This is a genomic window from Niastella populi, assembly GCF_002078015.1.
Classification (GTDB): Bacteria; Bacteroidota; Bacteroidia; order Chitinophagales; family Chitinophagaceae; genus Niastella; species Niastella populi.
This window is the reverse complement of record NZ_LWBP01000001.1, coordinates 270,759-289,336: the sequence shown is the minus strand read 5'-3', so window position 1 is coordinate 289,336 and position 18,578 is coordinate 270,759. Positions and strand designations below refer to the sequence as shown.

The 18,578-nt window shown below is 43.4% G+C and carries 18 protein-coding genes and 1 pseudogene; 4 read left to right on the top strand and 15 right to left on the bottom strand.

What is annotated here, in order from left to right:
• Nucleotides 1–207: 207 nt before the first annotated feature.
• Nucleotides 208–3,150, bottom strand: a complete 2,943-nt coding sequence (locus A4R26_RS01045) for a PKD domain-containing protein (protein WP_133054502.1) — start codon at nt 3,148–3,150, stop codon at nt 208–210.
• Nucleotides 3,151–3,477: 327 nt separating this feature from the next.
• Here A4R26_RS01045 and A4R26_RS01040 point away from each other — a divergent pair, with 327 nt between their 5' ends.
• Nucleotides 3,478–5,460 carry a tetratricopeptide repeat-containing sensor histidine kinase gene (locus A4R26_RS01040; RefSeq protein ID WP_242674794.1) on the top strand — a complete coding sequence of 661 codons (1,983 nt, stop codon included), beginning with the start codon at nt 3,478–3,480 and terminating at the stop codon, nt 5,458–5,460.
• Nucleotides 5,457–6,092: a response regulator gene (locus A4R26_RS01035; protein ID WP_081158751.1), complete on the top strand. Its 636-nt coding sequence runs from the start codon at nt 5,457–5,459 to the stop codon at nt 6,090–6,092. The genes A4R26_RS01040 and A4R26_RS01035 overlap by 4 nt, the downstream gene beginning before the upstream one ends.
• A gap of 267 nt (nt 6,093–6,359) precedes the next feature.
• Here A4R26_RS01035 and A4R26_RS01030 read toward each other — a convergent pair whose 3' ends face one another.
• The 4 genes from A4R26_RS01030 to A4R26_RS01015 all read right to left on the bottom strand — a co-directional run bounded on the left by A4R26_RS01030 (nt 6,360) and on the right by A4R26_RS01015 (nt 10,078).
• Nucleotides 6,360–7,607, bottom strand: a complete 1,248-nt coding sequence (locus tag A4R26_RS01030; RefSeq protein ID WP_081158749.1) for an OmpA family protein — start codon at nt 7,605–7,607, stop codon at nt 6,360–6,362.
• A 165-nt stretch (nt 7,608–7,772) separates the two neighbouring features.
• The gene (locus A4R26_RS01025) at nt 7,773–8,384 is read right to left on the bottom strand and encodes a hypothetical protein (RefSeq protein WP_081158747.1); all 612 of its coding nucleotides are present in this window, start codon (nt 8,382–8,384) and stop codon (nt 7,773–7,775) included.
• A gap of 979 nt (nt 8,385–9,363) precedes the next feature.
• Entirely contained in the window at nt 9,364–9,600 is a 237-nt protein-coding gene (locus A4R26_RS01020; protein ID WP_081158745.1) for a hypothetical protein, read from the bottom strand.
• A gap of 34 nt (nt 9,601–9,634) precedes the next feature.
• Nucleotides 9,635–10,078 (bottom strand): hypothetical protein, encoded by a 444-nt coding sequence (locus tag A4R26_RS01015; RefSeq protein ID WP_081158743.1) that lies wholly within the window; start codon nt 10,076–10,078, stop codon nt 9,635–9,637.
• A 428-nt stretch (nt 10,079–10,506) separates the two neighbouring features.
• Here A4R26_RS01015 and A4R26_RS01010 point away from each other — a divergent pair, with 428 nt between their 5' ends.
• Nucleotides 10,507–11,058 carry a DUF6985 domain-containing protein gene (locus tag A4R26_RS01010; protein ID WP_081158741.1) on the top strand — a complete coding sequence of 184 codons (552 nt, stop codon included), beginning with the start codon at nt 10,507–10,509 and terminating at the stop codon, nt 11,056–11,058.
• A 190-nt stretch (nt 11,059–11,248) separates the two neighbouring features.
• On the opposite strand, the gene A4R26_RS01005 is transcribed toward A4R26_RS01010, so the two are convergent.
• The 4 genes from A4R26_RS01005 to A4R26_RS36005 all read right to left on the bottom strand — a co-directional run bounded on the left by A4R26_RS01005 (nt 11,249) and on the right by A4R26_RS36005 (nt 14,507).
• The gene (locus A4R26_RS01005; protein WP_081158739.1) at nt 11,249–11,731 is read right to left on the bottom strand and encodes a hypothetical protein; all 483 of its coding nucleotides are present in this window, start codon (nt 11,729–11,731) and stop codon (nt 11,249–11,251) included.
• A 55-nt stretch (nt 11,732–11,786) separates the two neighbouring features.
• Entirely contained in the window at nt 11,787–12,569 is a 783-nt protein-coding gene (locus tag A4R26_RS01000; RefSeq protein WP_081158737.1) for a hypothetical protein, read from the bottom strand.
• Between the two features lie 296 nt (nt 12,570–12,865).
• Nucleotides 12,866–13,315: a hypothetical protein gene (locus tag A4R26_RS00995; RefSeq protein ID WP_081158735.1), complete on the bottom strand. Its 450-nt coding sequence runs from the start codon at nt 13,313–13,315 to the stop codon at nt 12,866–12,868.
• A gap of 1,111 nt (nt 13,316–14,426) precedes the next feature.
• The gene (locus A4R26_RS36005; RefSeq protein WP_500684384.1) at nt 14,427–14,507 is read right to left on the bottom strand and encodes a hypothetical protein; all 81 of its coding nucleotides are present in this window, start codon (nt 14,505–14,507) and stop codon (nt 14,427–14,429) included.
• On the opposite strand from A4R26_RS36005, the gene A4R26_RS35545 reads away from it, so the two are divergent.
• The gene (locus A4R26_RS35545; protein WP_242674793.1) at nt 14,475–14,675 is read left to right on the top strand and encodes a hypothetical protein; all 201 of its coding nucleotides are present in this window, start codon (nt 14,475–14,477) and stop codon (nt 14,673–14,675) included. The genes A4R26_RS36005 and A4R26_RS35545 overlap by 33 nt on opposite strands.
• Before the next feature lie 35 nt (nt 14,676–14,710).
• Here A4R26_RS35545 and A4R26_RS36000 read toward each other — a convergent pair whose 3' ends face one another.
• From A4R26_RS36000 to A4R26_RS00955, 6 genes and pseudogenes are all read right to left on the bottom strand, one after another.
• Complete coding sequence (locus A4R26_RS36000; RefSeq protein WP_081158729.1) at nt 14,711–15,010, bottom strand: type II toxin-antitoxin system RelE/ParE family toxin; 300 nt, start codon at nt 15,008–15,010, stop codon at nt 14,711–14,713.
• A complete protein-coding gene (locus tag A4R26_RS00975; RefSeq protein ID WP_081158727.1) occupies nt 15,007–15,252 on the bottom strand; it encodes a hypothetical protein in 246 nt (81 codons plus the stop codon). The genes A4R26_RS36000 and A4R26_RS00975 overlap by 4 nt, the downstream gene beginning before the upstream one ends.
• 37 nt (nt 15,253–15,289) lie before the next feature.
• Complete coding sequence (locus tag A4R26_RS00970; protein WP_081158725.1) at nt 15,290–16,168, bottom strand: tyrosine-type recombinase/integrase; 879 nt, start codon at nt 16,166–16,168, stop codon at nt 15,290–15,292.
• A pseudogene (locus A4R26_RS34720) lies at nt 16,161–16,586 on the bottom strand (tyrosine-type recombinase/integrase); the annotation flags it as partial. The gene A4R26_RS00970 and the pseudogene A4R26_RS34720, both read right to left, overlap by 8 nt.
• A 176-nt stretch (nt 16,587–16,762) precedes the next feature.
• Nucleotides 16,763–18,163 (bottom strand): MTBMA_p00010-related P-loop-containing protein, encoded by a 1,401-nt coding sequence (locus tag A4R26_RS00960; protein ID WP_081158721.1) that lies wholly within the window; start codon nt 18,161–18,163, stop codon nt 16,763–16,765.
• A gap of 173 nt (nt 18,164–18,336) precedes the next feature.
• Nucleotides 18,337–18,567, bottom strand: a complete 231-nt coding sequence (locus tag A4R26_RS00955) for a hypothetical protein (protein WP_081158719.1) — start codon at nt 18,565–18,567, stop codon at nt 18,337–18,339.
• Nucleotides 18,568–18,578 lie beyond the last annotated feature (11 nt).

The following is an 18,578-nucleotide window of genomic DNA, read 5'->3' as shown; positions in this document are numbered from 1 at the left end:
ATACAGCCACAAGCTTCAAGCTGCAAGCTTCAAGCAATACAAAATACAGCTGAAGGCCAAAAGCGAATACAGAATATAGCTACAAGCTGCAAGCCGAAAGCTTCAAGCGAATACAGTTACTTCTGCATTCAGTATTTCCTTTTTCATTTCTCATTTCCCTGTATTTCCCTTCTACATTCAACATTCGATATTCAACATTCTCCATGCCTACCGAACGATCATCACCATTCCACTCAAAACACCATAACCGTTATCGCCCGGTTTTATAACATAGTAATATGCGCCGGCAGGCAGTTTGTGGCCGTTCATCATCCCATTCCAGGGAATACTGTAACCAACCGATTTAAACACTACCTGCCCCCAGCGGTTGAACACCTGCACCGTGGCATGATGATATTCTTCGAGGCCGGGTATGCGCCAGGTATCGTTCCGGCCATCGCCATCCGGTGAGAACGCATTCGGTATTTTCAATTCCTTAAACACTTTCACCAGTACGGTATCGGAAGCGGAACAACCATAGTCACCCGTGGCGGTAATTACATATCCCTGATTTTCCTGCAGCGTGGCAACCGGTTGCAACTGGCGCGCATTGGATAAACCGGTGGGCGGCGACCACAACACACCGGCGGTAACCGGTGTTACCGACGCTTTCAACTGAACGGGCCTGTTAGGTTCGGTAATAACATCGGGGCCTGCATTTACCACAGGGATGGGATATACAGTGATACCAGTGGTAGCAGTATCCGAGATACAACCTTCACTGCTTATCAGGTGCATGGATACGGTAAAGGAACCGGCTCTTGTATATGTTTTCGCAGGCGTAGCTGTAGTGCCGCTGGTGCCATCGTCGTAATCCCAGATTCGGACGGCATTGGCCGGGTTGCCGGGGATGGTACTGTTATCGGTGAACCGGAATTCAGTTCCGGCACAGGCTTCGGACGCGCTGACGGTAAACCCGGCTATGGGCCTGTTGGCAAAATTGGCAATAACCGCATCGATGGTATCGGCGCAACCGGCGGTGGAAGTAGCGATCAACGTTACGGGGTAACTGCCGCGGGCGGTGTAATAATGAACAGGATGTTCACCGGTGGCTGTGCCGCCATCGCCAAACGTCCATTGGTATTGCATAGCGGCATTACCAGCACCGGGCATTGTTGTTTTGTTCACAAACTTCGATTCGCCGCCGGGCATACACACCACCGCGGGCGCATCAAAAGCTGCCACCGGAGTACCAGGGATGGCCACTGCTTTTGTTACCGGTATGGCGCAGCCATCGATACTTCTGCCGGCCAGCATGGTAACGGTATAATTCCCGCCTGCTGTGTAAATTCTTTCAGCGCGGCTTCCGGTACCGAATGCGCCATCGTCAAAATCCCATTCCCAGGTATCCACCGCCGCTTCGGGCGAGGCGCCTGAAAAAACAGATGGTTTGTAGGCGCAGTCAGGAGCCGCGGTAAAATCTGCCGTGGGACCGGCCAGTACTTTTACTTCCACAATAAATTTCTCGCTGTTACTGCAGTTATCGATCGATGGCGATTGTATGGTAACCGGTATATAGTAGGTGCCTATCGATGGCGCTGCAGCCGGCAGCGGTTGTTTGTACAGGTTGTATGTTTTCCCGTTCACTACCTCGGTGCCCGCCAGCACGGGGCTCGTATACACTATGTTGGCGTTTGGCGTAAACCCGGCCACTTCACCATAATGCCAGGTGATACCGGTAAGCGGGTACAAGGTCTTAATGGTAATACCGAATGGGGTTTTCGGACAGGTATATGTATTCGGACCGGCGCTCAGGTCGTTCTTCAGTTCTGCCAGAAAGGTAAGGTTGTTCACGTAGCTGCCGGCGTTATAGCCATAACTTTCGTACAGGCCCAGCCCGTACGTAATGGCATTGAAACCGCTGTCGCAGGTTACGGTATGCTGCGCTGCAACGGCGGCGAGTTTTTTCACCACCACTTTGTAACCGGCAAGTCCGGGATGATCGTACGAATGATCGACAGCGGGGCTGCCATCGATCATAAGCGACGGCAACCCGTTATTATGAACGATCAGCGTTAAATAATTTACCTGGATGCTTTCCTTATTGGTGCTGTAAAAAGTTACGTTTTTGATGGCCTGTTCCACCGGGCTCAGGAAAATGATCTCGGGATCGCCCAGGTCGGTATAACCACAGGCATCGTGCGAAGGCATCACCTGCGCCACCATGATAGGTTTGTTGGCCGTAATGTATTGGGAAGCGGTGGCGAGGAAATCGTAATAAGCGAAATTCACCAGGCCAGTCAACCTTACACCATTCGCATACACCGCTGTTGAAGGGTCACGCACATAAACGCGAAAGCGGTTCGGGTTTAAGGTAGCGGCTGCTGTACTTGACGATGTTAAACCAGTGAGGTAGCGCGCACCCCAGGCCGTTGCGGGGAACACCTGCTGCATCATAAAATCACCGCCGCCGAACAGCGGGGCCTGACAAACATTTGTTCGGCTGCTGCCGGAGAATACAGAAATGGGATGACATTTACCATCACTGCCGGGAATGGATTGGATCACACTGCCCGACAGGTCGTTGCCAATATTGGTACCGGGATTATTACCCATTACATTGTATACTTCGCCTTTATTCAGATCGATATCGAACGGTGTATCCTGTGGCCTGCCGCCTTTGGTTAACGCTGCCGGCGTAATGCGAACGCGGGTACTGTTTTCCGAAGCCACCACATAAAACCAGGAATAACAATCCCTGTCATAATCCTGCGTGGTGTTCAGCGACATATACGTGTACCCATAGGTTTCAACCGGCAACAGCATGGCCGCGCCCGAACTGGCGCTGCCATAAATATGCGCATAGGCCACAATGGGCACATTGCTTTCGATATGTATATTCTTCCGGTAAAGGCCTTCGTTGGTGATGCGGCAGTCATCGCCCCCGCTCCTGGGAATGAGATCTGTTACAACAACGGAATTGGCAGGTATGGAATAGGTTCTCACCCATAAAGTGCCAGAGATGCTTACGGTAACATTGGCCGGTTGTTCAGCGCTGAGGTAAACAACCATGTCTTGTGAGTTGCCAAAGCTGGCGCCGAACAACTGGTTGTGACCATACCCAACCCAAAACTCCCTGCCCTTGTTGGTGAAGCTTTGCCCGTGTGACAAAAAGCAGGTAATTGCAAATATAAATGTCAAAATGACTCTCAAATCAGTTGGCTTTTACCTACGAATTTATTCTTCCGTCTTTTTTTTGTTACCACACCAAAACACCGAAAAGAAAAATAGTGTAAAAGCACTATTTTATTTCTTTAACCCGTTGAATGGTGTTAACTTTCCGTTACCTAATCAGTTGACGCTTACTTTGCCTGGCTTATCCCATTGAAACATATTTGCCTGCCAGCGAAAATTCACTTTCAAAAAAAATGTATATGTATGCGGCGGAAGTATAGCATCGGGCTTCGATTTTTATGCTTGACCTTACTGCCTTGCTATATGAATCTGCTGTTTTCGGGTATTGCAAAGGCCCAGGAAAATAACCCGCAAACAATGGTTACCGGCAGTCACCTGCGCGATACCGCCTCCATCAATAAATTGATCAAAAGGGCCGATGCCCTGCGCGAGCAGGCCATCGACAGCGCCATTAAACTTTACGATCAGGCCGCCCAATCGAGCCTTCTGCTAAACTATAACTGGGGCATAGCAAAGTCTTATTTCGGTTTAAGCCGGTGTTATAATAATAAAGAACACCAGGAAAAATCGGTGGCCTATGCCCGGCAATCCCTTGCCTGGTGCCCCGACGATATCCATGGCCATGAGCTCACCGCTTCGCTTTATCTCGCATTATCGGAAACGTACTATTATCAGAACCGGCTCGACTCGTGTTCGTGGTACCGGTATGCCGCATTGCGCGAGCTCGAGAACAACCAGTTGCTGAGCCCGCGTATGCAGCTGGGTGTGTTATGCAGCATTCTACAGTTCTGGCTCAACGTGCATGAAGACATTCACAACGATCTTTATATCCGCGAAATAGTTCACCGTATCAATCATATAGAACACATCGCCCTTGCCACGAACGACAGCAGTTTGCTCATGAAGATCTATTTTCATAAGGGCGGGTATTATAATAATATAGGGCAGAACGATTCGGCGCGGTTTTATTGCGACCGGCACCTCGAACTGGGCCGTGCACTCAATGCCTCCCCTTCCATGGCTATCGCAACGTTGCTCAATATCGGGTTAACGTATATGGGTGATAAACTGCCCGAGCGGGCACTGCAATATTATCAGAAGGCCATTGACGAAATTCCCATAGAAAGAAGAAGCGAATACCGTTATTTTATCTTTGCCAGGATCTTCCAGGGCGAAGCATACAGCATGCAGCACAACTGGAAAAAAGCCATCGCTTTTACCGAACCGGCGCTGGAAAAAGCCTATAAGCTGAAGATCATTCACCTTATTGACCATGGACATAAAACGCTGGCCGATGCCTATGAAGGGCTGGGACAATTCAGAAAAGCGAATGAGCATCGCAAACAGTATTCACTGTTGCGCGACAGTTTGCAGCTGGTGCAGAAGCTGGAAATGATGTACGATATGGAAGCGAAGTACCGCATTTCCGACAAAGACAAACAGATTGCACAGAAAGAACTGGCCATAGAACGGAATGAAAGCCGCATTCGATCGAAAAACTTCTGGATCATTGCCATCTCAGCGGGATTCGTCTTAATTTCGCTGATCAGTATGTTGATCTACCGGAACAATTATCATAAACAAACCTTACAATCTGAAAAGATCCGCAACCTGCGGCAGGAAATGGAAATTGCCAGCCTGCAGGCCATGGTGAACGGGGAAGAAAAAGAACGCAGCCGTATTGCGCGGGAACTGCACGACGGAATTGGCGGAACCCTCGGCGCCATACGTACGCGGGTAAGTGCGCTGATGCGGAAGTACAAAACGGTTCATACGAATGATGATTTCACTGAACTGATGCAGATGCTGGAAGAAGCGTCGGCCGATCTGCGCAAGACAGCGCACAACCTGATGCCGGAGATCCTGTTGCAGGAAGGACTGGCCAATGCATCCAGGCTGTTCTGCGAAAGGGTGCGCAAAGGGCATATGCTGCAGATCGATACCGAGATCTGGGGCAAGATACGCCGGCTTCCCGGCGATGTGGAACTGACGGCGTATCGTATTATACAGGAACTGATGCACAATATTCTGAAACATGCCGGTGCAACGCAGGCCCTTGTTCAGATTGTCTTTCATGAAACGCAATTGTGCATTACGGTAGAAGACAATGGCCGCGGTTTGCCGGCAGCTGGAACAGGAAGTGAAGGCATGGGACTGAGAACGATCCGCGAACGGGCAAAATTACTGAACGGCCAGGTTGATACCGTAAGTACGCCGGGACAGGGCACCAGTGTTTATATTGAACTTGACCTGGCCGGCGCCAAACAAAACAGTTTAGAACAATGACGATAAAAATAGCTATTACAGATGATCATCCGATCGTTGCCAACGGGTTGAAAAAGATTTTGGATGATTTTGCCAATATAGATGTGGTAGCCGTATATACGACGGGCAACGACATGCTCAAAGAAGTAGGCGCATCGCTGCCCGATGTGATGCTGCTCGATATGAACCTCCCCGACCTCGAAGGGCCGGACCTTGCCCGCCAGTTGCTGAAAAAATTTCCTTCTATAAAAATCATTGTGCTCACCAGCTCAGACGTAACCGTGCAGGTAAAGAAAATGCTGCAGATCGGCTGCCAGGGTTATTTGCTGAAAGACAGCGACGACAAGACCATTGTACAGGCCATTGAAACGGTGTACGGCGGCGGACAATTTCTTTCGCCCGTAATACAACAGCAACTGGTGAACGATATGTTCAGAACAAAGAACCAGAAGCAGAACACCCTCCTCACCCGCCGTGAAAAAGAAGTGCTGCAACTGATAACGCAGGAGTACACCAACCAGGAAATTGCCGACAAATTATTTATCAGTTTGCATACGGTAGACAATCACCGCAGCAGCCTGTTGCAAAAGCTCGATGCGAAGAATACCGCGGGGCTGGTAAAGAAGGCGATTGAAAATGGATTGGTGGAATAGGTTCGTTGTTTGTTGTTTGTGGTTGTTTACATTCGGGCGGACTGATCAATAGCTGTAACCTGTAGCTTTTTGGAGGCTTCGACCCGCCTTCGCTTACGTTTCAAATGGGCAGCATTAAACTTTAAAACTCATCAGTCGGTTGTCTACCTTTATCAACTCCATCACCTCTACCACCTTTTCAACTTACTCTTGTATTTTCTTTTTCATTCCCGGCTTTCACTTCGACATTCGACATTGAACATTCGATATTCAATATTCCGAATTTCCCTACTGCATTTTCAACACCACTCTCCTGTTCATCGCTCTTCCTTCCGCCGTGTTATTATCCGCCACCGGTTGTTGCCGGCCGTATCCCACAGCTTTCAGGCGACTTGTATCTATACCCGCCTTCACCAGGTATTGCAATACGGCGCCGGCACGTTTTTCGCTTAATGTTTGATTATACTGTATGCCGCCCACATTATCGGTATGCCCTTCGATGGTGAGTTGAATGACGGGATACTTCTTCATTAAATTAGCCACCGAATCAAGAGCGGTAAAAGAGCTGGTCAGCAAACGATGGCTGTCATTTTCGAAAAAAATATTTTGCGCAGCCCAATTGAAAATTGATCTTAACACGGCAGTTTCCGGACAACCGCCATTTACCGCGCTGCCTGCCAGTTCGGGGCATTTATCCAACGAATCGGCGACCCCATCCAGGTCTTTATCGGGCATGGGACAGCCTTTATATTCAATGATCCCTTTTACGTCGGGGCATGCATCATCCGCATCATAGATGCCGTCGCCATCCCGGTCGGGAACCGGACAGCCCTTAAACTGCGCCACACCGGGAACCTGCGGACAGGCATCGAGGCTATCGAGGATGCCATCGCCATCACTGTCTGAATGAACAGCTTTTTTTACAACAGGCAAAGGAATGGGCTGCGGTTGTGCGTGAACGATCTTTTTGCGGCTGATGGCGCCGGCAATGCCGATGCTATGAAAAAAGTGACCTTGCTGCTGCGAGGTAAGCCGGATACGGTATTGTGTGTTCACCAGCAGAAAGAGATCGGGGGTAATGTTTACCTGTACGCCGGCGCCGGCTGGGGCGTATGATGCGAACCGGTTGTCGTACTGCGACCATCCTATTCCCGCCAGTATATATGGGTTGAACAGGGCGGGCGATCTAAGCAGCCGCGCCCGGATGGCGAAATCATTTTCCAGCAACAGTTGTTTATCATCTTCATTGGTGGCGCCGCTTTTTTCGCCGGGAAATTCAAGAAAAGCGCCGGCAAGGGAAATGGTATAATCGAACCGTTTCGACAAATTGTTTTGAAAATGCAGGGCGAGACCGGGTTTCATGCGCCTGCCAAAGTGAGACAACTTATCAGCGCCATTGAAATCGAAATAAGCCAGGTGCACGCCGATGGCCGGCGTTTTTGTAAAACCGGCGGGTGGAACCTGTGCTTTGGCCTGAATGGCTGGTAAACAGCTAACGATAACGAAACTGAGAAGGCGATTGACAATTTTGGCCACCTGGGTAAAAGTGCAAACGGGGTTAAAATTTGCGGTGTTAAAAATACAGATAAAATTCGCTTCGTGAACTGGCGTGACAAAGCTATTACACAAACCAAACGAGGCCGTCCCGATAAATCGGGACAGCCTCGTGTAATCCTGCAAAGGACAATTAACTATGTGAGGTTATTGAATAACCATGGATACAATCGGCGAATAGCCCCGTTGCCTGTTATAGCCGATGGCTACCACGCGGAACCAGTGCCGCTTTTCGGAGGCGAGGCCCTCGAAGGTATAGCTACCTTCGGACAAGCCTTCCCCGCCGCTCCACACGGTATTAATACCTGGCGGCTCCATAGTATACTGATGAACGTAGGCTTTGGCCCCCGTTACGTTTTTTACCCGGGTAGTTGCTTTACCAGATGAGCCCAGGTTAACTTCCAGTATTTCAATGGATGGTGGCAGGTCATACGTGCTGGCGCTTTCACCGGCAACGTCGAAACCGCTGTTTAGGATCAGCGCCCTGTCGCCTTTGCTGGTTACGGTTACGTATTCCGCCACTATTTGCAGCTTATCCAGGATAGCAGCCTTCAGGTTGTTTTTGATGGCCACCTTCTCCTTGTCACCGGTTTTAGCGTTTGCACGTGCGGTCTGAAATGTGATCCGCATTGCTTTAAGCTCAGCCAGTTCAGCAGGAGGATTGGGAAAAGCGGGATTGTTTTCCATTTTTTCAAGGCGTTCTATTGTTGTTGGTAATTCGCTCTCGCGTTTTACGAACTTTGCGCGTATCTCTCTCATACAATTAAATTTAAATAGTGAATAAAAGGGTGTTGTTCCGCCTGACTCATTCCCGATTGTTTTTTAAAGGGAAGAAGGCAGGCACGCTATGATCTCCCGATAACCTTGCGGCATCGCGCTCCTTAATAAAGCTATAGCATATTCGCTAAGCCTGGCGACGAATAGTCATTGAGTTATTGATACATTAAAGGCCGGACGGGAATAAGAAATGTATTGGCCAATACAAGTGATCAGCATTTCCTGTTTGCAAACCGTTTTACTGCAGGATCCTTTTAAGTTGAACGATCAAAAGTGGTTAACCGGTTTAACCCGTTTGACTTTTCCAACCTGTTGCTACGTAGTGAACAGCAACTTCGGTTATTCATTCAGATGTCATTGTTCCATACAAAGATAATATCATATAAAAGTGAAATCCAAATTTTCGGCGGTCTAAAAACGCGTTTCCCGTTTAAACTCGTTATTTCTAACTTCTTTAGCTTTTTGGCTTGCAAAATTATTATTATGCTTGACTAAGATCAAGTGAAGGTAAATTCTGGAAGGAAGGTGGCGGAAAGCATATTATAGTTACTGTTACAATCAGGATCGCTGATAGTTTGCAGCGTATCGTTTTAATGCATAAACGAGCCCTAAAAGTTTGTGGCGTACTTATACAAACCTGAAATGTGGTCTTACAAGTTAATCGTGTATTGCTTCAAACTAAAATTGGGTCTTATTAGTTGTAACCTGGTGTTTAAAGGGAAAAATGGGGCATTATTAATTTATAGCGTACCATTTTAACGTATAAATGAGTTAAAATAGTTTGTGCCGTACTGTTGGTAGCTTGAAATGGGGTGCTAACATTGTGTGGCTAACTGTTTCAAGCTACAAATGGAGTGCTGCCAGGTTATAACGTACTGTTTCTGCACGGAAACGGTGCGTTTTGAGGTTTTAGCGTACCGCTACAAACTATTAATAAACCCCAAAATATGTTGGAGGTTGATCAGGACGACATGTGTTCCAATGCTTTGAGTGTTTCCTTAAGTGGAAGTTTCCTTTTAGCGCAAAACTCATTTACGGTTATACCGGCATTTTTAGGTTTCTTCAACTCCCGGCGCATATTTTTAAGCATCTCCTGGGCATTGCGGATATGCATGCCTAATAATAGTGACACCTGCCAGGTTTCTATGAAGGAAGCCTTATAAAAACCTGACGAGCCGGATGTAGCCTTTTCTTTCATCTAAAAGTTATTTATAGTGGTTGTGCGGTGGGCATTAGTGTATGCTCATATCTGGTTTTATTTTCTTCAATGTTATCCGGATCTCTTCTTCAGACCTGTCGTGTATACAACAAAATTCGTTAACCGTAATATGATACCTGGGAGGTTTACTAAAAAAAATGCGGTTTACTGCCAGTATTCTCTGTGCAGTTCGTATATCCTTATTAAGCAATTCGGCTACCTGGTTGGTCCATAAAACTAGCTGGTAATTATCTTTGCGGCAGTAATGAGGCTCCCCATATGGATTTTTATCGAACCAATCCATAACCCTTGGTGTGACTATCTCAATTGTTTCAGCGGTCAGGTAGTTTAACCCGTAAACAGTAGCCCATGGCGTATCCTGTGGTTTTAGCGTAGCGATTGACAAGCGCGCTTTCTGTTTCAATTTTTCAGCCTGCCGCCTTGCTTCGGGCGAGTTGAAGAATTCATCCATATCCATGGTAAACGATTTAGATTATGTATTAAATACAATTACTAATCTTTACCAATCAGAGCGGGTTTACATAGAGGCTGGATGAAGCCGGTGGGATGTATAAACTTAGGAAAAAAATTGGAGCAATACAAGCTATCAAAAAATATCCTGATCAGAATCAATTCTAATATTTAGTCAAGGTAAGTTAGATCTTTGAAACCAGGTAAGATTATTTATGTCTGTTCGCTTTATCCTTCTTCTGATTACTATCCACAACCTTTATAAAATCATGAATAATATTTACCAGCACCCTGGCGGATGTTGTATCTATATTTGTGCCGTTCTTTAGCGACCGCATGTTAATCGTATCTTTTGGATTTATAGTGTAAAGCTGATATAGGATTCTCCCAATGTATTTGTATATTGCCAACTATTATATTACCAATCTTTATCAAATGAAAACAATCACGTCAAAGGTTATAGGCGACCTTACGCAGGATGAGGAATTCAATAATTGGTGGCACGCAGAGTTTATACCCATACCATTCTTTGATAACACCAGGCTTTGCGTTACCATGGTCGGTTTTACCCCCGGTCAGGATTACTTTTTTTTGCAACAGGCAGATGAGGCCTTGTCTAACTTCCTGCAAAAAGGAAAGGACGACCGCCTGGCTATTTCATCATTTGTATTTGATAATTTAGAAGATTTCAAGTGTGCTGCAGGGACATCCAGCTTAAGTGAAGAACTTAAGGAACTGGAGAACGAGCAATCCATCTGGAACTTCGTCACACCGCATGGAATTACCGTTCAAAGGCGTCACAGGCGTGACCAGGACATTTATATCAGCATTAGCTTAAATTGTGAATGGGAAGAAGAGCATGGATTGCAACTTGTATTTCGGCAGGGTAAAAAACTTACACGGGTAAGCAGTTTAGACGGACACCTGACTGACGCGGATGCATATGGTCTCTCAGATGATAAAGATAAACTGCTGTCAGCATATTAAGATACAAAGAAAAGAGGCTGCCTCAAAAGTAATTTTTGTCCGATTTTTCCCGGGTACCTGATGGAGAAAATTTTCGTTTAGAAAATTCTCAGAGCCTTCAGTTTACTTTTGAGACAACCTCTTCAAAAAACACAGTAAGGTTACACTACAACCTTACTATTCTACTCTATTTTATATCACTAATTTAATTTTATTGCTCTTTCTGTTTTGATACCCTTAATGCTTCAATTGCTATAGGAAACTGATCCATAGCCATGTAACCTGTATATTCTCTCGTTTTATATTCTTTTTGAGTTTTTCGATCTTTCATGTAGTAATGGCTTTTATCGTCATAAACAGCCCGTCCATTAAAATTTCCTCCATAGTGCCCTATAACTATGGCTCTTACTAAAAATCGATATTTGTCCAGGTCGGAATATTTTGACAAATCTTTTTCTCTTATGATAATGAAATCACCTTTGTAATATTTTCGGAGACCTTTAATTGTATACCTGTCAAAACTATTGTAACGATTGTTATCACGGTTTTTTATTACTAATAAAGTACCAGTATAGCCTGCAAAATTAGGATCCAGTTGGTCTTTGTCATTTTCTGTAATTCTTATTGTAGGCCCACATTGTGTATTTAAGATCAGTACTCCTATTAAAACAATTGGAGTTAAAAGCTTCATCATTTACAGTCTTTGAATATTTGTTATTGATTTAATTACATTTTTATACATATTATGCTTATGGTGCAGTAAGTGCTCCGGTGGCTGTAGTCTTCACAGGTCCACCCGAGTAACCACTAAGCGTTATATTACAGAAGGTAACTCGAAGTTTGTTATTAACATGCGACACGTACACTTTACCTGAGCCAGCCTGAAGGAAAATTCCAGAGTATAGGGAGCTGATATAAACCGTATATGGAGGATATTCATTAGTTGCCGCCATACCAACAATATTGTATTCACCGTCTTCAGGTTCTTTGGCATCCCAAAAAGTATTAAAGTAAATTTTGAAATCAGGATATATCCAATCACTGTAGGCTTCTAATACTCTACGTTTCCATCCATCATCATATGACCAGGTAACCGTAGCAGGAGCAATATCGGGTATTGTCGAAAAGGTTACTGCATTATTAGTTGGATTACAGGGTGAAACCGCTGGTTTGTTTTTAACAGATACATACACACTGTCTATTAGAACAGCGCATCCGGGATAGCTTACCTGCATATAAAACCATCCCTCATCGGCCTTTTCAGCAGAATGAATATGCACCTCTGGTGAGGTGGATATATTATTTACGCGATTTGTGTGAGTCCAACTGTAATAAGCGGAAAAAGATAAATCATCAAATTTGGCTCTTAAATAAATTTCATCGCCAACATAAAAACTGTTCTTTTCAGCTGCTATCGTCACTTGTTGTATGGCCGAACAGTTTTCTTCCTCGGAGACTTTTTTACATCCGAACAAAACGGAAAAAAATAACGAGAGCAATAAAATGCCCAACACACAGTGAGACCTGAACATAAAATTTAGGGTTATTATTCTTTTAAGGTTTTGAAAACTGTTTAAAATACCTTTTAAATGGGATCGAAAACGGGAAATGTCTTTAGTAGAAGATTGGACGAATTTTAAGGCGGGCAAATGTATGTAAAAATATTAATTTTATTCCGGAAGAGGTAAATATTATGGTTATACTTTTTTGTACAGAACAATTGCTCTATTTCGTTAAATAGTATTGCGGTAGCACCTATTACTACCCGTTGGGCACAAAAAAAGCCATCCGCCCGTTGGCAGATGGCTATCACCAGCAAAAAATATTTTTACTTGATGCAGGGAGTAAACGATTGCACAAATTCAGCCGCGACGGCGTTTCCCCCGCATTTGCCGGGTACCCAAACCCCTGATTTAAGATACACGCGCATTACCTCTTTTTCATTGGCATTCGGTTCTTTCACCTCTATATCGCCATGCATAGGCACTGCTTTTTGGATTTTTCCGGCAGCATCTACGATCATTTTTAATTTGACATTGCAATCAACAGCGGGGTCAAGATTCCCCTCGATGAGGTTGCTGTTAATATACTGTCCCAAAGCAGACGATCCGCCCGGAAATTCCGGTTCTTTATCTACACCGGTATATACAGTCAGATTAAGTTTGGCATCAACATAACTTGCGCATCCCAATGCAGGTTGCGGGTCATGAGCTGTTTTGATCGATGAATTGGGTAAAAACGAGGAAACTAAAAGCGTTAAAAAAGTAGTCAGGTTCATAAGAGATGTAGGATTTACGGCAATTCCGTTCTGGAATAGCCGCGCTAATATACAGTTTCTGTAATTTTTGTCAAATACTCCATATTATATTTTCAAATAACCAGTACGTTTTTACATAGAACGAGCACCAAAAAGCCACTGCTTAAGGCAATGGCTATTAAACACTCTCATGTTCTGTAATTTTTACGATGGTATTTTTTCGTTTAACATCTACATTTACTTTCTATATTTAAGCATTCTATCCTTTTCTACAACTCCCAGGAATTTTATAGTCACAACAAGGGCAGGGAAATAATTTATAAATTGTATTTCTATTCATTTTTTTCAGTGTCAGTATTTTTCATCATATTTTAAACCTCTGCGACCATTCAACAAGTAGGAGCATAAAAAAAGCCACTGCTTTATGCAATGACTTTTTAAATAGATTTTAACCCCACACCTTAAAACCCGTAAACAAAAAAAGCTGCATCAAATTGATACAGCCTTGTATTTACAGTTCAGTACTTCGGTTTTCTTTTTACATGCCTTATCGAGTTAATTATACATCAGTTTCAACAACTTTTCATCCCCTTTATCTATATATTGATGTAGTTTCTGACGAATATTAGCTGGTGCCATAAATACATTGATTTTCAAAATATTTAATGATTTTTAGTGATTATCCAAATGGGTGATGTTTGAGGTGGGTCGATTTAGCCGGACAGTAGAGTCTCTTAGGTTAATAGATATGTTTTAGTAGTAGAACTCATGTTGTCAGATCAGGATATATGCTTTGATCCAATGCCTCTGCAAACCTAATAAAATAATATATGGGCGAAGCCCATTCCTTTTCTTTTTCTTTTTTTTCTTCTTTTTTTCTTTAAAAAATCGAGCTTCTCCTTCTTGCCAAATACTTGTCCTCATTGAGTTGTAGAGGGTTTTATTTTTATTCGCATACACCAAATATGCATACATTTGTTTTGCCGGAAACAGGCTCTGCTGAGGAGCAACCTGTCAGGAATATTTCCGGTATCGGAGCATTAGAAGTTCTTTGATAAAACTTTTTCAGGTGTTTTTGGGCGGACTCAGGTTGCCTGGTGATATGAGCCAGCGTAATGATATTTGCATATAGCTATAGAGTGTTTTCAAATGCATTAGGTGATAAATAACCAATAGAGGAATGCAATCTTTTAGGATTGTAATACATCTCAATAAACTCGAAAATTTCAGTCTGGGAATCTTCGGCAAACAGGAACTGAAACACAAATTGATCTTAATTGAAGATTTGGATGGAGCAGGAGAGGTGCTTTATCCCTTACGTGAGCTGCAAAGTAAAAAGACGATCACCAAAACGGTGGTATATAAGAACCAGGCTGGCTAAGCACAAACTGTTCATTTACGGGTGGAGTGATAGATTTACTTCCTGTATTTCTTCTGAGGTTTTCGCTTATGATGGTATACAGATGAAACAACAACTACCTTCTTAACCTCATCTACCAAATAAACAATATAATAAGGATATTTCTTCAATGATATTTCACGGTAGTACTGATATGTATTTCGGAAGCGAAAAGGGTTGTTACAAATTACAGCCAATTTTTCATTTACCTCTTTAATAAAGCCTTCTGCTGCAAGTTCACTCCGTTCCAAATACCAACTAATAGCGTCCTTAAATTCATTCAAAGCAACAGGGTCATAAATATACCTGTAACTCATTTCTTCTTACTCTTCTTAAATAACTCATTAATTTGTTTGTTGGCATCCTTTGCACTTACCATTTTGCCTCCATCCTTATAATATGCAAACCTGCGGTCAAGGTCAGCTTTAAACTCGTCGGTATACTCCCATTCATCCTGAGCAATTTCATCTTCTAATAGTGCATATATAGCCTTCACTTTCTTTTCCTCTGCGGTTTCAATGAATTGATGCAGCTTTTGACGGATAATTGCAGTTCTCATTACATTGATTTTCAACAAATTTAATGATTTTTAATGATTATCCAAAAGGGTGATGTTTGCTCAATTCGTCCTGTAAAGTATCCAAATTCTGTACAGCATACGCCTCAGTGCTACTGATATATTTATGTCCAGCCATATACTGAACCTGCCTCTTATTATACACCTTCAACCAATTAATGATCACTGAACCGCGAATATGTAAGGCATTGGTAATTATCGGATTTATGCCCTGTAGCTCCTGAACCAGCAAATAAATAGTATTGTGCAGATTACCGGGGAATAGCTCTTCCCCCATTGGTTTTAGTTGGGGTCTGGTATCCTGTAGATATTCATAAATAGGCAGAATCTGAGCAGGTTTTAACTGAAGGGTTCTGCTATTGCTCTTGCTAGAAGATGGAATGTATACAGTTCCGGCATCTACTGAAACATGGTTTACTTCCATCTTTTGTAGCTCTCCACTATGTACACCCTGATATACCAATAACCCCAATATGACTATGTTACGCTGATGGGCTAGGTCTGTGTTAAGCTGATGCGGTGAAACCTTCTTTAACAGCTTGTAATGATCGTACAAAGCCTGTAGCTCATCTACACTTAAAGGATTCTCAACTACCCGCTTAACTGTTCCCTTTACCCGTAGTGTTCTTGCTGGGTTCTTTCTTACCTCATCAATCTTCTTTAGGTAGTCAAAATAGTGGGTAATGCTGTTCAGGCGCAAATTGATTGTGGCAGGGCTTAAATTATTCTGCTTCTGGTGTTGAATGTATGCTAGCAGACCATTATAGCCTACACTGGCTGCTTCAATATGCTTTTCTTTATTAATCCAGCCAATAAACAGTTTCACATTATAACAATGCCCGGCAATAGTGCTTTCACTGAGCTTCAACCCCAATAAGTATTGTTCAAATTCATCCATCTGGCCTATGATTTAAGTCGTTATTTAAATGGGTGTATATCTGTGTGCTATCGAGGGAACCATGACCAAGAAAACGGGCTATTTCTACTATAGGCATTCCACTTTGGAGTAAATGAGTGGCAATACTATGCCTGAGACTGTGCAAACGAAACTGTTTTTCAATACCTGCTTTTTCTTTTAGGTAAGTAAGCCGGGGATAGAATTCAGTTAACCTGCCACCCTTTTGAGAAATAAAAAAGGCTCCATCATCAGACGCCTGCTTTCTTTTTGCATGTTTGTTGGTGTAATCCCTGGCATAATGTTCATGTAAGAACCATTCCCTGCCTTCCATAATATAACTCTTAATATCCTCTGCGTGTTTACTGGCAATAGGTACATACCGTTGCTTCCCTCCTTTCCATTTCGAACAAACAACAGCTTTTTGGTTAAATCAATATCATCGAGGTTTAACCTGGTGCCTTCCATCTTTCTCAATCCACAGCCATAAAATATCTGGCTCAGTGGTATTTTGAGCTGATGGTGAGCTGGTCGGCTGGTGATCTGTGGCCTGTATATTGCTCAGAATGGTTTCCAGCACGGTGGTAATGTTATTTTTCATCTGCTGGTATTCTTCCTGGTCGGCAACAACATAAAGTTATGTCGTTTTACCGTACTTAAAGGGATGTGCAGTTCTTTACTGATCATCCTGTTGGTAAATCCATCCTTTAGTTGCTGTTGCAGGTGCTGTTTTAACGCTTCATAATAGTTCCTACAGGCGCCTGGTAATTCATCGCTCTTTCGCAGTAACACTTCGCTCATTAGCAAGTTAGCTGCTTTAATGTCTGCTACCGTAGTTTCAATATAAACTTCACCCGTAGTTTGATCTTTCTTTTGCTCCCGCTGGTATTGGTGGTAGAAAGTAATTACTTCAATGAAGGCCAGATAATGGGCGTTCGTTCTTCTCGGTTTAAAAACACCGGGCGGTAGTTGTAATAATTCTGCATAAGGATTTCTTACTGATACAGGCACTAACACCCGTTGAACATTCTGCAAAAGTTGTTTCACCCTGGCCTGCTCTCTGAGATCAATTTTTCCAGCACTTTTTAACCGTTGATAATGCATGATCTTTTCATCCTGCTCCTTGCTTTCATCCAGGTGTACCAGGAAACTACGGTTGCTGTTATCTTCATACACAGATTCCTTTGTTGTGCATCCTGCAACACAAATTGGCCCCTCCACCCTTAAATGAACAGTTTGTGCTTCACCTGCCTGATTCTTATAAACCACCGTTTTGGAGATCATCTTTTTACTTTGAAGTTCACGTAATGGATAAAGCACCTCCCCTGCTCCATCCAAATCTTCAATTAAGATCAATTTGTGTTTCAGTTCCTGCTTTCCAAAATAGTACAGAGCGTTCTCTGACAGGCTGGTAATCTGGATTACCTCTTCTGCCGGCATTAACTCCCCTACTTTTTCCTGTAAATGGGTTTTACCCGCGCCACTGCTCCCCAGGCTTATTGCATGAAGCGGTTCTTCCCTTTTCCTGCTGGTAAACACCAGGTACATGAGTAGCCGGTTATTTTCTTCTCCTATTACACCACTGCGCCCGATCAGTTCATTGGTTCTTTGCAATAGCGCCGGCTGCTTTAAAAATTCTTCAGCTTCTTTTCTTTCTGCTTCGGTAAGTTGCTTTACCGGTTCCTTTTCTTTTGCCAGTAGCTGCAATTGTTCCAGCCGGTATTCTTCCAATAAGTTGATCAGGGTTGCAAAAGCAGTAGCCAGGTATGCCGTACCCAGTGTAAATCTTTCAGCACACCGCCTTACCAGTTTATCCAGGCTATCATTATTGTACAGGTCAAGGTTATGCCGTACTGCCTGCTGTTTGTACTCCACTTTAAGGGTTACACGCATTCTTTCCAGTCCTTCTATTTTAAGGCCACCCAGTAGCCCAAAATTGAGTTGTTCGAATTGCCATGTAATGTATTCCCGATTATCTGTATTGAGCTTTACAGTCATGTAATAGTGTTTAATGGGGTGAAATAAAAAAGAAGGTCAATCCAGACCTTCTTCAACTGTTATAAAAGAAAAAAGCCAAGCTGTTATGCCTGGCTTTGTGTTATGTCTTACTGTTAATTACTTAATATCCGAACACTTTATTGTGTAAAGTTCGTGGAGGTTGCACTGAGTAATCATAAATCATCAAAACTGGTGTTAAGAGACCTTGAATTTACAAGAATGTTATTTGCTTTCTCCATTGAAATATCCAACTGTTCAACAAGCAACATTACTATTGCAATATTGGAACATCGCTTTTTCCTAAATGCTATTAATATTTGTTCCAATGACTCTTTATCATCATTTATATAATTTTCTTTAAAAAAGCTCCGCATTTCATCAGGTATAAATGAATATTTTGTCATTTTATCTTAGT

Bases quoted from the DNA above. Each gene is read 5' to 3' on its own strand.
- A4R26_RS01040 (WP_242674794.1), top strand. From the start codon at position 3,478: ATGAATCTGCTGTTTTCGGGTATTGCAAAGGCCCAGGAAAATAACCCG.
- A4R26_RS01035 (WP_081158751.1), top strand. From the start codon at position 5,457: ATGACGATAAAAATAGCTATTACAGATGATCATCCGATCGTTGCCAAC.
- A4R26_RS01025 (WP_081158747.1), bottom strand. From the start codon at position 8,384: ATGAGAGAGATACGCGCAAAGTTCGTAAAACGCGAGAGCGAATTACCA.
- A4R26_RS01020 (WP_081158745.1), bottom strand. From the start codon at position 9,600: ATGAAAGAAAAGGCTACATCCGGCTCGTCAGGTTTTTATAAGGCTTCC.
- A4R26_RS01015 (WP_081158743.1), bottom strand. From the start codon at position 10,078: ATGGATATGGATGAATTCTTCAACTCGCCCGAAGCAAGGCGGCAGGCT.
- A4R26_RS01010 (WP_081158741.1), top strand. From the start codon at position 10,507: ATGAAAACAATCACGTCAAAGGTTATAGGCGACCTTACGCAGGATGAG.
- A4R26_RS01005 (WP_081158739.1), bottom strand. From the start codon at position 11,731: ATGATGAAGCTTTTAACTCCAATTGTTTTAATAGGAGTACTGATCTTA.
- A4R26_RS01000 (WP_081158737.1), bottom strand. From the start codon at position 12,569: ATGTTCAGGTCTCACTGTGTGTTGGGCATTTTATTGCTCTCGTTATTT.
- A4R26_RS00995 (WP_081158735.1), bottom strand. From the start codon at position 13,315: ATGAACCTGACTACTTTTTTAACGCTTTTAGTTTCCTCGTTTTTACCC.
- A4R26_RS35545 (WP_242674793.1), top strand. From the start codon at position 14,475: ATGCAATCTTTTAGGATTGTAATACATCTCAATAAACTCGAAAATTTC.
- A4R26_RS36000 (WP_081158729.1), bottom strand. From the start codon at position 15,010: ATGAGTTACAGGTATATTTATGACCCTGTTGCTTTGAATGAATTTAAG.
- A4R26_RS00975 (WP_081158727.1), bottom strand. From the start codon at position 15,252: ATGAGAACTGCAATTATCCGTCAAAAGCTGCATCAATTCATTGAAACC.
- A4R26_RS00970 (WP_081158725.1), bottom strand. From the start codon at position 16,168: ATGGATGAATTTGAACAATACTTATTGGGGTTGAAGCTCAGTGAAAGC.
- A4R26_RS00960 (WP_081158721.1), bottom strand. From the start codon at position 18,163: ATGACTGTAAAGCTCAATACAGATAATCGGGAATACATTACATGGCAA.
- A4R26_RS00955 (WP_081158719.1), bottom strand. From the start codon at position 18,567: ATGACAAAATATTCATTTATACCTGATGAAATGCGGAGCTTTTTTAAA.